This window comes from Ferrovibrio sp. (assembly GCF_025869515.1).
Taxonomy (GTDB): domain Bacteria; phylum Pseudomonadota; class Alphaproteobacteria; order Ferrovibrionales; family Ferrovibrionaceae; genus Ferrovibrio.
Genome location: NZ_JAOZVR010000012.1, coordinates 35,623 through 48,183, shown reverse-complemented (window position 1 = coordinate 48,183; position 12,561 = coordinate 35,623). Strand labels below are relative to the sequence as shown.

General features: G+C 64.1%; 12 protein-coding genes. 4 read left to right on the top strand and 8 right to left on the bottom strand.

Going from position 1 to position 12,561, the window contains the following annotated elements; genetic code table 11:
• The first annotated feature begins 12 nt into the window (after positions 1-12).
• Positions 13-1,227 carry a phosphoglycerate kinase gene (locus OJJ21_RS02230; protein ID WP_297682751.1) on the top strand — a complete coding sequence of 405 codons (1,215 nt, stop codon included), beginning with the start codon at positions 13-15 and terminating at the stop codon, positions 1,225-1,227.
• A 91-nt stretch (positions 1,228-1,318) separates the two neighbouring features.
• Positions 1,319-2,350 carry a class I fructose-bisphosphate aldolase gene (locus OJJ21_RS02225; protein WP_297682750.1) on the top strand — a complete coding sequence of 344 codons (1,032 nt, stop codon included), beginning with the start codon at positions 1,319-1,321 and terminating at the stop codon, positions 2,348-2,350.
• A 72-nt stretch (positions 2,351-2,422) separates the two neighbouring features.
• On the opposite strand, the gene OJJ21_RS02220 is transcribed toward OJJ21_RS02225, so the two are convergent.
• From OJJ21_RS02220 to OJJ21_RS02205, 4 genes are all read right to left on the bottom strand, one after another.
• Positions 2,423-2,902, bottom strand: coding sequence for an Hsp20 family protein (locus OJJ21_RS02220; RefSeq protein ID WP_297682749.1), 480 nt, complete (start codon positions 2,900-2,902; stop codon positions 2,423-2,425).
• 201 nt (positions 2,903-3,103) lie between these two features.
• Positions 3,104-3,370, bottom strand: coding sequence for a hypothetical protein (locus OJJ21_RS02215; RefSeq protein WP_297682748.1), 267 nt, complete (start codon positions 3,368-3,370; stop codon positions 3,104-3,106).
• A 206-nt stretch (positions 3,371-3,576) separates the two neighbouring features.
• Positions 3,577-3,804, bottom strand: a complete 228-nt coding sequence (rpmE, locus tag OJJ21_RS02210) for a 50S ribosomal protein L31 (RefSeq protein WP_297682747.1) — start codon at positions 3,802-3,804, stop codon at positions 3,577-3,579.
• A gap of 129 nt (positions 3,805-3,933) precedes the next feature.
• Positions 3,934-5,343 (bottom strand): serine protease, encoded by a 1,410-nt coding sequence (locus OJJ21_RS02205; protein WP_297682746.1) that lies wholly within the window; start codon positions 5,341-5,343, stop codon positions 3,934-3,936.
• A 210-nt stretch (positions 5,344-5,553) separates the two neighbouring features.
• Between OJJ21_RS02205 and OJJ21_RS02200 the strand changes: the two genes are divergently transcribed.
• Both OJJ21_RS02200 and OJJ21_RS02195 read left to right on the top strand, forming a co-directional pair.
• On the top strand, positions 5,554-7,365 hold the full coding sequence (locus OJJ21_RS02200) for an ABC transporter transmembrane domain-containing protein (protein WP_297682745.1): 1,812 nt from the start codon (positions 5,554-5,556) through the stop codon (positions 7,363-7,365).
• On the top strand, positions 7,352-8,500 hold the full coding sequence (locus tag OJJ21_RS02195; protein ID WP_297682744.1) for a hypothetical protein: 1,149 nt from the start codon (positions 7,352-7,354) through the stop codon (positions 8,498-8,500). The genes OJJ21_RS02200 and OJJ21_RS02195 overlap by 14 nt, the downstream gene beginning before the upstream one ends.
• 2 nt (positions 8,501-8,502) lie before the next feature.
• Here OJJ21_RS02195 and OJJ21_RS02190 read toward each other — a convergent pair whose 3' ends face one another.
• The 4 genes from OJJ21_RS02190 to OJJ21_RS02175 form a co-directional block, all read right to left on the bottom strand.
• Positions 8,503-8,979 (bottom strand): DUF3574 domain-containing protein, encoded by a 477-nt coding sequence (locus OJJ21_RS02190; RefSeq protein ID WP_297682743.1) that lies wholly within the window; start codon positions 8,977-8,979, stop codon positions 8,503-8,505.
• Between the two features lie 30 nt (positions 8,980-9,009).
• Positions 9,010-10,080, bottom strand: a complete 1,071-nt coding sequence (locus OJJ21_RS02185; RefSeq protein WP_297682742.1) for a peptidoglycan -binding protein — start codon at positions 10,078-10,080, stop codon at positions 9,010-9,012.
• 6 nt (positions 10,081-10,086) lie between these two features.
• Positions 10,087-11,232 carry a flagellar motor protein MotA gene (locus OJJ21_RS02180; protein WP_297682741.1) on the bottom strand — a complete coding sequence of 382 codons (1,146 nt, stop codon included), beginning with the start codon at positions 11,230-11,232 and terminating at the stop codon, positions 10,087-10,089.
• 240 nt (positions 11,233-11,472) lie between these two features.
• Positions 11,473-12,516 (bottom strand): OmpA family protein, encoded by a 1,044-nt coding sequence (locus OJJ21_RS02175; protein ID WP_297682740.1) that lies wholly within the window; start codon positions 12,514-12,516, stop codon positions 11,473-11,475.
• Positions 12,517-12,561: the final 45 nt, after the last annotated feature.

The following is a 12,561-nucleotide window of genomic DNA, read 5'->3' as shown; positions in this document are numbered from 1 at the left end:
GGAGCAGCCCACATGGCCGGTTTCCGCACTCTCGATGATGTCAACGTCACCGGCAAGACCGTGCTGGTGCGCGTCGATCTGAACGTCCCGATGAAGGACGGCCGGATCACCGATGATCTGCGCATCAGCCGCATCCTGCCCACCCTGCACGAACTGTCGCGCAAGGGTGCCAAGGTTGTCGTGCTGTCGCATTTCGGCCGTCCGGACGGCAAGCCGGTATCGGAAATGTCGCTCAAGCCGGTGGCGGCCGCGCTCGCCACCGCGCTGGGCTCTTCCATCCCCTTCGCCGAGGATTGCGTCGGCGAGCCGGCCAGGGCGGCGATTGCCAGGCTGAAGCCCGGTGGCGTCGTGCTGCTGGAAAACACCCGCTTCCATGCCGAGGAAGAGAAGAACGACCTGGCATTTGCCAAGCAGATGGCAGCGCTGGGCGATATCTACGTCAACGATGCCTTCTCCTGCGCCCATCGCGCCCATGTCTCCACGGAGGCCGTGGCGCATCTGCTGCCGGCCTATGCCGGCCGCAACATGGAGGTGGAGCTGAAGCATCTTGAGGCCGCGCTGGACAAGCCGGAGAAGCCGGTTGCCGCCGTGATCGGCGGTGCCAAGGTCTCCACCAAACTGGAGCTGCTCGGCAACCTGCTCGGCAAGGTCGACAAGATCATCATCGGCGGCGGCATGGCGAACACCTTCCTGTTCGCCCAAGGCCGCGAAGTCGGCAAAAGCCTGTGCGAGAAGAATCTGGCCGATACCGCGCGCGACATCCTGCGCGATGCCGTCACCCGCGGCTGCGCCATCATTCTTCCGGATGACGTCGTCGTGGCGCGCGAATTCAGGCAGGGCGCCCCCAGCAAGGTGGTGCCGGCGGAACGCGTGCCGGCCGATACGATGATCCTGGATATCGGCCCGGTAGCCGCTGCCCGCCTGGGCACCATCCTGGCCGACTGCAAAACCCTGGTCTGGAATGGCCCCCTGGGTGCCTTCGAGACTCCGCCCTTCGATGCCGGCACCGTCACCGTGGCACGGACTGCGGCGGCGCTGACCGCCTCGGGTCGCCTGCTCAGCGTGGCCGGCGGTGGCGACACGGTGGCGGCCCTGCGCCATGCCGGTGTGGCGGAAGAGTTTTCCTATGTTTCGACGGCCGGCGGCGCCTTCCTGGAATGGCTGGAAGGCAAGGAACTGCCCGGTGTGGCCGCCCTGGCTGCACCGGCCGCAGTGGCTGCCAAGTGAATGCGTGATAAAATCCGGCCCCAGGGGAAAACAGGGCCGGATTTTTTTGTTTTAACGGACCTGACTGAAGACGTATCGGGAGCTGAATGACATGAACCTCAAGGAACTGAACAAGATTGCGCAGGGCATGGTCGCGCCGGGCAAGGGCATCCTCGCCGCCGACGAAAGCACCAGCACCATCGAAAAGCGTCTGTCGAGCATCAACGTCCCCTCGACAGAAGAGAACCGCCGCGACTATCGCGAGATGCTGTTCACCGCCGAGGGTGCCGAGAAGTATATCTCCGGCGTCATCCTCTATGACGAGACGCTGCGCCAGAAGGCCAAGGATGGCACCCAGCTGGTCGACATCCTGAACAAGCGCGGCATCATCCCGGGCATCAAGGTCGACAAGGGCGTGCAGACCCTGCCGGGCTCGGATGGCGAGAAGATCACCGAAGGCCTCGATGGCCTGGGCAAGCGCATGGCCGAATACCACCAGCTCGGCGCCCGTTTCGCCAAGTGGCGCGCGGTACTGAACATCGCCAATGGCAAGCCGAGTCGCCAGGCGCTGGTCGCCAATGCCGAGGCGCTCGCGCGCTATGCCGGCATCTGCCAGGCCAACAATATCGTGCCGATCGTCGAGCCGGAAATCCTGATGGATGGCGACCATGACCTGGCCACCAGCTTCGCCGTGACCGAGCGCACCCTCCATACCGTGTTCGAGATGCTGGCGCTGCATAACGTTCAGCTGGAAGGTATCATCCTGAAACCGGGCATGGTGATCCAGGGTGAAAGCTGCAAGACTGTTGCCAGCGTCCATGAAGTCGCCGATGCCACGGTGCAGGTACTGAAGCGTTGCGTGCCCTCGGCCGTGCCGGGCATTGCCTTCCTGTCAGGCGGCCAGTCCGACGAACTGGCCTCGGCCCATCTCGGCGCCATGAATGCCCGTCATCCGAACCTGCCCTGGGCGCTGACCTTCTCTTATGGCCGCGCCCTGCAGGCCCTGCCGCTGAAGCTGTGGGGCGGCAAGGCCGCCAACGTGGCGAATGCGCAGAAGGGCTATCTGCACCGTGCCCGCCTGAACGGCCTGGCCGCGCTCGGCAAATACGAGGCCAAACTGGAAGGCGAGTTCAAGGCCGCGTAAGCGCCACCTTCCGGTCTACAAATACGAACGGCCCCGGCAGCAATGCCGGGGCCGTTTTTCATTGCAGCCTGATTAGGCCGCCTTCGGCTGCGCCTCGATCACCGTGCCGCCATTGGCGGCCGTGTTGATTTGAATCTGGCGCGGCTTCTTGGCTTCGGGCACTTCGCGCTTCAGTGCGATATGCAACAGGCCGTCCTTCAGTTCGGCACCGACCACCTTCACGGTATCAGCCAGCTCGAAGCGGCGCTCAAAGGCGCGGCGCGCGATGCCACGGTGCAGATAGGATACCGGCTCGCCCTGCTCGACCGCCTGTTCGGCAGCCTTGCCCGTGACGACCAGGCTGTTTTCCTTGACCGTGATGTCGAGTTCGCTCTCGCTGAAGCCGGCCACCGCCATGGTGATCCGGTACGCGTCTTCGCCGCGCTTCTCGATGTTATAGGGGGGATAGCTGGCGGTCGTCTCATCGACGCGGTTGGCCAGTTCGAACAGCCGGTTCACATGGTCGAAGCCGACGCTGGAACGCAGCAGGGGGGAAAGGTCGAAAGCACGCATGGGGTCATCCTCCTTCAAGCGATGAGTCCGTTGCGCGGCCCGCAGAACGCGGGAGGCATTCCCGCGAATGCGCCGGGCCGCCGTTCATAGCCGAACCTCGATTGAGCGTCCGGCACGCCTGTCAATTAGGAAGCGGAAAAGTCGCCTTCAAGAGGGTCGTGCATTTTTTTCGCAAGTGACGAAAACCGCGGCGGCCGAAGATCAGCCGACCGAGATCGGATACCACTTGAAATCATGCAGGGCCCGGCCGCGCAGGAAATCCACCACATGTCTGGGGCCGACGAATTCCGGCGCGAGATTGACGCCCTGGGCAGCCAGAACCAGCGTGGAATTCTTGAACAGCGGTTTCATCGCCGCCAGCGAGCGCGCCGCCATCTCGTCGGTGGCAATGGCGGCATAGGAAACATAGATCACCGTAATGATCTCGTCGGCCAATTTGATGGACGCGGATTGATAAACCTGGGCCATGGCTGCGCTGTTCTCGTGATCCGGGTCGCTGGATCAGCCCCACAGGCGTAATACCATCGTAGTTAATGAAACGTGGCCGGGTGAAGCTGAAAATGGCAGGGCAGGCTGAAATCAAAAGGGCGGCAGGCATGAAAAAGGCGGCCCGGGTGACCGGCCGCCTTTTTGACTGAAGCCGCAGCCTCAGGAGATCGTCCGACTACGGCCTATTATTTCTTCAGGCCGAAGCTGCCGAAGCGCTTCTTGAACTTGGCCACCTGGCCGCCCGCTTCGTTCAGACGGGCCGGACCGCCGGTCCAGGCCGGATGCGAGATCGAGTCGATGTCGAGCATCATGGTGTCGCCGGGCTTACCCCAGGTCGAACGGGTGGTGTAGACGGTGCCGTCCGTCATCTGCACCTTGATCTCGTGATAATCGGGATGGATATCGGCCTTCATGACAGTTCTCCTGGGCCTTCGCCGGAAAGCCCGCAAATTCCTCAATCGGCGGGCGTTATAGCCCGAAGCGGCCCCCCCTGCAAGCCCGAAGCGGGTGCCTCCAATAGTTTTGTCAAATCAATCTGTTAACTACTGGCCGGCGGTCAGGTTGCGGCGGCGCTGGTATTCGGCAGGGTCGACCAGTTCCAGCCCGAGCTTTTCCAGCCCGTCCAGAATCGGGATGAAACCGTTCAGACTGGTATTGGCTGACGGGTTGTTGGGATCGGGAGCCCAGCCCATCACGGCAATGGCCACCAGATTACCCTGCCGGTCGAGCATCGGGCCGCCGCTGTTGCCGCCATGAATGGCGACATCCGACTGGATCAGGTCAAATGGCCGACTGGGGGGGTGTGCCGGCCGCCAGGCACTGACCACGCCACGCGTCACCGTCCAGGCCAGTTGCTTCATCTGCGGCGCGCCGATTACGTAGACTTCCTCGGTCACGGCCACCGGCGTTTCACGGATCGCCATCACCGGATAGCCACTGCCTTCCAGCTTGACCAGCGCGACATCGCGCAGGTCATGTGCGCGCAGCACTTCGCCTACGACCGCACGGCCGGAGACCAGTCGCACGCGCACAAACCGCTGACCGCCCACGACATGCTTGTTCGTCACCATCAGTCCTTCCTCTGTGATGAGGAAGCCTGAACCGTGGCTACCGGTCCCAGTTTCGATCAATACGGTCGCACTGCGCAGGCGGTCGATATGATTGCTGATCGGCTGTTGCGACAGCGCCACGCGACGCAGCGAAATCCGCGACCGGTCTTGCACAACCGCAGGCGCGCCCGGCTGCGGCAGAGGCGCACGTTCCGTCATCGTCTGGCGCAGTTCAGGCGAGGTCGCCAGCTGGTTTGCGGCATCGGCGAAAGCGAGCTGCATCATCACCTTTTGATCCGGCGCGATCGCCTCGGCGGTTTCGAATCTGCCCTCGTTGCGCTGGCGCAGGATGACCTGCCGCCGTACCGGGTCGAAAACCTGCCATTCGACTGTGATGCGGGACTTGCCACGGATGCCAACCATGTACCGGCCGGTGAAATCGCAGAGCGCGCGGATGTCCATGTCCATCTCGGTGATGGAGAGCCCGAACTGCAGTTCGCCTCCGTCGTCGCGCTGCGCATCAAAAAGCTGGCTGGGATCACCGGTCACCCTGAAACCATGGCCACTCATCACGCGATAAAACGTATCGCTCCATTCACTGCTGCGGCCCTGGCTGCGCGGCTGCTGCTGATGGATCGGACCCATCACCCCCATTCCGGTGCACATCGTGCCGATCTCGCCGGAGACCCGGCCGATTTCCTTGCCGCGCGGAACATCTATCTGCACGAGGGCCAGTTCGATCGAACGACCATCCAGTCCAGCCTGCTCACCCGGCACGATGGTGCGCCCATCTGCCAGCTGTACTGGCTTGGCGGCAATGGGTGGAGGCGACTTGGGCGTTACGCAGGCAGAGATCGTGGCGAGCAGGGTGAGCGCGGCGAGGCGGGACTGCAGGGCGAGCATGGAAACTCTCTTGAGAGGAGAGGTGGAGAATTTATCGATATCTATAATAGCAATATAAGAACATAAAGTGAAATATAGACGTTCATAACATGATCATACAGTCGTATGCAGGTCGCGCCCCGCGACCGGCGTGCACAGGGGATCGGTCGTCGCGTTGTCCCTCCGGGCTGCGGTCGGTATAACCACCTGAGTTTTCAGCAAGACAAGCCAATGCCGTCAGCCGATATCTCCGATCCCAAGCGCCCGCCGATCTCGGCGCTGAAGCACATTTTCCGCTTTGTCCTGCCCTATCGATGGATGGCGGCGGGCGCCACGATTGCTTTGATCGTCACCTCCGGCGCCATGCTTGCAATCGGGCAGGCGATCCGCCGTGTCATCGATGTCGGCTTCGGCCATGGCAATGGTGATTATCTCGACCTCTATTTCGGAGCGCTGTTCGGCGTTGTCGTCATTCTGGCGGCAGGAACCTTTGCCCGGTTCTACTGCGTCACCTGGGTGGGCGAGCGGGTGGTCGCCGATATCCGGCGTGCCGTCTACAGCCATGTCATGAAATTGAGCCCGGTCTTTTTCGAGACGACGCGCAGCGGCGAGGTGCTATCGCGCCTGACCACGGATACCGAGCTGATCCAGACCCTGGTCGGCTCCTCGATCTCGGTGGCGCTGCGTAACGTCCTGCTCTTCGTGGGCAGCGCCGTCCTGCTGGTCATCACCTCACCGCACCTGACTCTGCTGGTCGCCCTGGTGATTCCGCTCGTGGTGCTGCCGATCATTATTCTCGGCCGCCGCCTGCGCAAACTCTCGCGCGAGAGCCAGGATCGCATCGCCGACCTCGCAGCCCAGGCCGGCGAAACACTGAACGCCATCACCACCGTGCAGGCCTATACCTACGAATCCCGCGAAGCCGACCGCTTCGGCAATCATGCCGAGGCCGCCTTCGGCACCGCTGTGCGGCGCATCCGCGCCCGCGCCTGGCTCACCGCACTGGTGATGCTGCTGGTCTTCGGCGCGGTGAATGCCGTGATGTGGATCGGCGGCAAGGCGGTGTTTGCCGGTGAGATGTCGGCCGGCGAACTCAGTGCCTTTGTATTCTATGCCGTGGTCGGTGCGTCTGCCGTCGGAGCGCTGTCGGAAACCTGGGGCGATGTGCAGCGTGCCGCCGGCGCCGCCGAACGACTGATGCAGTTGCTGGCCACTGAGCCCGCCATTCGCGCGCCGGTCACCCCGCTGCAATTGCCGGCGCCGCCGACCGGCCGCCTGCAATTCGATGCCGTGCGCTTCCATTACCCGGCCCGGCCGCAGATGCGCGCGGTCGATGGCCTCAGCCTGGATATCGCCGCCGGCGAAACCGTTGCCATCGTCGGACCATCGGGTGCCGGCAAGACCACGCTGTTCCAGTTGCTGCTGCGCTTCTACGATCCGGAATCCGGACATATCCGCTTCGATGGCTGTGACATCGCCCAGCTCGATCCGGTCGCGCTGCGCCGCCATATCGGCCTGGTGGCGCAGGAACCGGTGATCTTCGGCGCCACGGTGGCCGAGAATATCCGCTACGGCCGGCCCGAGGCGAGCGATGCCGAAGTGCAGGCTGCGGCCGGGGCAGCCGCAGCGCACGGTTTCATCCAGGCCCTGCCGCAGGGCTACGATACGTATCTTGGCGAGCGTGGCGTGCGCCTCTCCGGCGGCCAGCGCCAGCGCATAGCCATCGCCCGCGCCCTGCTGCGCGACCCTCCTGTTCTGCTGCTGGATGAAGCGACCTCGTCCCTGGATGCGGAATCCGAACGCAAGCTGCAGACGGCGCTGGAGCATCTGATGCAGGGACGCACCACACTGGTGATCGCGCACCGGCTGGCCACGGTGCAGAAGGCCGACCGGATCGTGGTCATGGATCAGGGCCGCATCGTCGCCTCCGGTCGCCACGACAGCCTGATGGCGGAAGACGGGCTTTATGCACGCCTGGCCCGCCTGCAGTTCATGGCCGGGCCGGGGCCAGATACGGAGGCCGGTGCCGATGCCGCCGCGTAGGCGCCGCGACGAGAAGCCGCTGCAGCGGCGGCTGATGCGCTTCTGGTGGCGCTTCCTGCTTGTCGCCCTGGTGCTGTATATCGGCTACACGATCTGGCTTTCTGGCGCCTATCGCAGCACCGAAGCCTTTGTGGCGGGACAATGCGAGGCAGTGGCCGCGCCACCGGGCCCGGAAGACATGGCCCTGCTGCCCGAGGGTACCGGTCTGCTGCCCGGCGCCATCGTATCGAGCCAGGACCGCCGCGACCGCGCGGCGCCCGGAGCACTGTATTTCTACGACATGAGCAGTCGGCCCGGCCGCTTTACCCGTCTGGAACTGCCCGCCAGCCTGGTGCTGCATCCCCATGGCCTCAGCCTGTTTACCGCAACCGATGGTCAGGTCTATCTGCATGTGATCAATCACCGCAGCAGCGATCGTCATACCGTCGAGATCTTTGCCGTACAGTTGACCGTCGGCGCCGTGCCGGCGCTGCGCCATCGCGGCAGTGTGGCAAGCGACCTGTTCATACATCCCAACGGCATTGCCGCCGCCGGGCCGGAATCCTTCTACCTCACCAATGATCGTGGTGGCGGTATAGGTTTCATTGGCCCGCGCTGGATGCATATGATGGAAAATCTGCTGCAGTTGTCGCGTTCTACCGTGGTCTATCACGACGGTCGCGGCGCCCGCGTGGTGGCCGACAATATCGCTTTTGCCAATGGTATCGAAATCACCGGCGACGGCAGCACCGTGCTGGTTGGCTCGACACAATGGCGCATGCTGCTGGCCTATACGCGCGAACCCAACAGCGGCATGCTGCTGCGCAGCGGCAGCCTGCCGCTGCCCGGCGGCGCCGACAATGTGCGCCGCGATGCCAATGGCGATCTCTGGGTCGCCGCACATCCCAATGCCTTTGCCTTCATCGGCCATGCCATGAATGCCGAGAAGGAAAGCCCGAGCATAATCCTGAGGCTCAGCCGCGATGCGCGCGGCGCCGTGCATACGGCCGAAGCCTTCGGCGACCCGGGCAGTCTGCTGTCGGGGGCCAGCGTCGGCATACAGCGGCAGGGCCGGCTGCTGATCGGAGCGGTGTTCCAGCCGACCGTGCTGGACTGCCAGCTCGACACCGGCAAACTGCGTCCGATCGAAAATTAAAGCTAGAATTTATAGGCGCCGCACTGATCGAGGCGCAGCACGCTTTCCTGGTGGAAGCGTGTCTTATAATCCTCGACGATGGTGGCAAGCCGCCCGTTGATATCCGCATCATTGCGATGGGCAACCATCAGGATATAGGTGCTCTCGCGCGCCGCCGCACCGTCAATGGCCGAGCGATAGAAACCCTGCCCCTCCAGCACGGTGAAGCCATCGGGCAGACGCGGCACGATGGCGGATTCGACAAAACCCTTCCACTCATCGCCGCCGATATGGCCGGTATGGCTGCCCTGGCGAATAGCCGTGCCGAAGAACAGCAGTGCACTCTGTTGCCGGCAATGCAGCACCGGATGCATCCAGACATACACGCCCGCTGCCGCCATGATCGCCAGCATGATCGCGCCGCCAGAAAGAGCAACCACCACCTTGGCCTGCAGTGCGCCAAGGCGTTCACCGACCTTGAGAAAGGCTTCCTCAAACATGTCTGGCGCCCTGTGATTAACGTTCGCCGATCAGCGTTCGGTGAGCTTGAGCTCGATACGCCGATTGCGGCGGAAGGCAACCTGATCCTCACGCCCATCCAACGGCTGGAATTCACCAAAGCCGGTCGCCGCCAGCCGCTCGACCGGTACGCCCTGGCTGGCGAGGAACTTCACCACCGATATGGCGCGCGCCGAAGACAATTCCCAGTTCGACGGGAACTGCGCCGTACTGATCGGTAGTTTGTCGGTATGACCGTCCACGCGCAGAACCCATGGCAGCTCCGGTGGAATCTTGCTGCTGATCTCGATCAGCGTCTTGGCCAGCTTGCCGATCTGCTCGCGGCCTTCAGGCTTCAATTCGGCAGAGGCAGAGTCGAACAGCACCTCCGACTGGAATACGAAGCGATCGCCGACGACCTGGATGTCGCGGCGGTTGCCCAGGGCCTGACGCAAGCGGCCGAAGAATTCGGAGCGGTAATTGGTCAGTTCATCGACCTTGCGCGCCAGTGCTGCATTCAGCCGCTTACCCAAATCGCTGACCTGCGCCTGGTTGTTTTTGTCCTTCTCTTCGCTCTCCTTGAGGATTCGCTCGATCTGGCCGAGCTGCTCGCGCAGGGCCAGGATCTGCCGGTTCAGTAGGTCGACCTGGCTGCGCGCCTCGGCGCTCAGGCGTTTTTCCTGATCCAGCTGGCCGGTGCTGGACACCAGTTTGCCCTGCAGGTCGATCACGATCTGCTGCTGCTCGCCCAGCTTCTTCTCGGCCTCGTCCGCCCGCACCTGGCTGTCCGCCAGCACGGCAGCCAGCTGATCGCGCTCCGCATTGGCACTGCTCAGCGTCGCCTGCAGGCTGGTCAGGTCAAGTTTGAGCTGGGCATTGTTACGCTTTTCCAGCGACAGCTGCTCGACCAGCCCGGCCAGTTCGCTACGCAGGCCCTCGATGGCCTTGTCACGGCCGGAAATCGCATTGGCGAGAAAGAACTGCACCAGCATGAACACGGCCAGCACGAAAACGATGACCATGAGCAGCGTCGACAGCACATCGACGTAACCGGGCCATGGACCAGCGCTCTGATGGTCGATACGCCTGCGGCTGAGAGCCATCGGCGCTTACCGGCGCTGGTTGTCGGCAGCGGCCGCAATGGTGCGCGACAGCAGCTTGATTTCGGAGCGCATGTCATCGACCAGCTTGGCGCGGCCCTGCGCCGCATCGTCGAGCAGGCGGGTCAGCAGGATGTCGATATTGCGCAGATGGCCGCGGCTGGCGGAGTCGAAATTACCGCTCTCGGTGCCCTGCGCCAGCTTGGCCATGATCGGCTTCATCTCGATCTGATGCTCGGTCAGCTTCAGCAGCAGGCCCTGTTCGGCACGCATCTGCTCGGTCAGCAGGCTGAGCTTCTCGTTCAACTGCAGCAGGGCGGCGCCGGTCTGGCCGCGGCTGTCCTCGCCGCGCGCCATGGTGCGCTGCAGATTGTCGAGACTGTCGGCAGTCTGTTCCAGCAGCGCCTGCACATAGGCCGGCACCGACTGGTCGCCCTCAGCCACTGCGCCGCCACCGACCCGGGTGAAGCCGGCGAGCCATTCTTCCAGGTCGTTGTAGAAACGGTTCTGCGCCTGGCCAGCCTGCAGATCGAGAAAGCCGAGGATCAACGAACCGGCAAGGCCCATCATCGAGGCGGAGAAGGCCAGCCCCATGCCGGTCAGCGGCGTTTCCAGGCCGCCTTTCAGCTTGCTGAACAGCGCGTTGATATCCTCGCTGGCATTGAGCGACAGGCCGTTGATGGTATCGCTGACACCGTTGATGGTCTCCAGCAGGCCCCAGAAGGTGCCGAGCAGGCCGAGGAACACCATCAGGCCAATGAAATAGCGCGAGATTTCGCGGCCTTCATCCAGGCGCGACCCAACCGAATCGAGCAGGGCACGCGTGGCCGTGGCATGCAGCGAGCCGCGCGGCCCGCGATTGGCCAGCATGCGGGCCAGGGGGGCCAGCAGATTCGACGGCTCGCCGATATTGCCGGCACCACCGCTGCGCTGGGCGCGCTGCCAGGCCTCGACCCAGCTCGCTTCCCGGCCGATCTCCCAGACCTGGCGGAACGTGTACAGGATGCCGATCAGCAGGATGGCACCAATCAGACTGTTGAGCGCGACATTCGCCATATAGGCGCGCAGCAACGTGTTGTGCAGCACTGCAATCACGACGCCGACGGCGGCGAGGAACAGCACCATGCGCAACAGAAAACGGCCAGGCTTGGTCATGCAATCCATCCTTCCGCTTCTGCGTTACGGAGCGAATACGGCATTTTCACGGCACCGGGCGCCAGCCCGCTTGCTACGGGCCAGGATCGGCAACCGCCTCTTGGAATTCGCATTTACGAATCAAGGAGCGAACCGGCCAATGATCGCCCATCGCCGCGAGCCGGATCAACCCCAGATGTGCGACAATACAGATACGGAAAGCCCCGGGCACCGGTTAACGCCGGCCGGCAGTCACCCGGTTTACCGCCCGACAGGCGCAATCTCGACACGGTCGGCCGCACTGCCATCCGTCGGTGCGCCCAGCGCGCGAACGTCGATCCGCGTCGAGCGGATACCCTTGTCGATCAGATACTGCCGTACCGCCAAAGCGCGGGTCAGCGACAGGCGCCGCGCACCGCTGCCGCCATCGCTGACGCTGTTGGTGGCATAGGCACGAATCTGCAGGCGGTCTTCACCCGTCGCATATTGTTTGGCGAGTGCATCGAGGGCAGTGAGATCGCCAGCCGGCAATTCGCCCTGGCCACCAGGGAAAGCAATGGTGACAACACCGCCCTGTACGCTCGGCGCCGGGATCGGACGCGGCGCGACGGGTGCCGCCGCCACCTGCGGCGGAGCCGGCACAGGAGCCGGCACAGGAGCCGGCGTTGCAGCAGCCGGCGCGGCCGCCTGCGGAGCAGGCGCCGGTGCAGGAGTGGGCACAGGCGTCGGCGTCGGTGCAGGAGCTTGGGCCGTGGCGGGCGCAGGCGTCTGAACGGGAGCCGGGGCCGGTGAAGTGGCCGGGGCAGCGGTCGGTGCCGCGGCCTGAGGCGCAGGCGTCACCGGCACCGGCGTGCCCGCTGGCGGGGCAGGCGCCGGGCCGGGCGGTGCGGCAGCCGGCGTCGAAGGTGCAGCGGCAACAGCAGGGGCCGGAGCCTTCGGGGCCGCGGCTTTACGAGTCGCGGTAGACGACCGCGGCGGGCGCAGTTTGATGGTGGCGGTAGTGGCCGGCTTGCCGGTTTCGCCGAGCAGCGGCTGCGGACCGGCCGGCTGGCTGGCCATGGGGACAAGCGACGGCGGCTTGACCGCCTTGCCGCCCCGACCGGTAGCGCCGAGCAATGGCGCCTGAGATGCAGCCGGCGCCGAGAGTCTTCCGCCGCTCAGCTGATCGAGCGCCTGCGGATTGATCTGGATGTTGCCGCTGCCGATGTAATTCTGGGCCAGCGCCGGCGCAGGCATGATCCCGGCAGCGACGCCGAATGCCAGCGAAAGGGCGGCAAGCGAATGCGAAACCGGCCTGGCAGCCATCGGAAAAGTCCCCCTAACCCCGAATACGTGGCGAACGATAGCGGA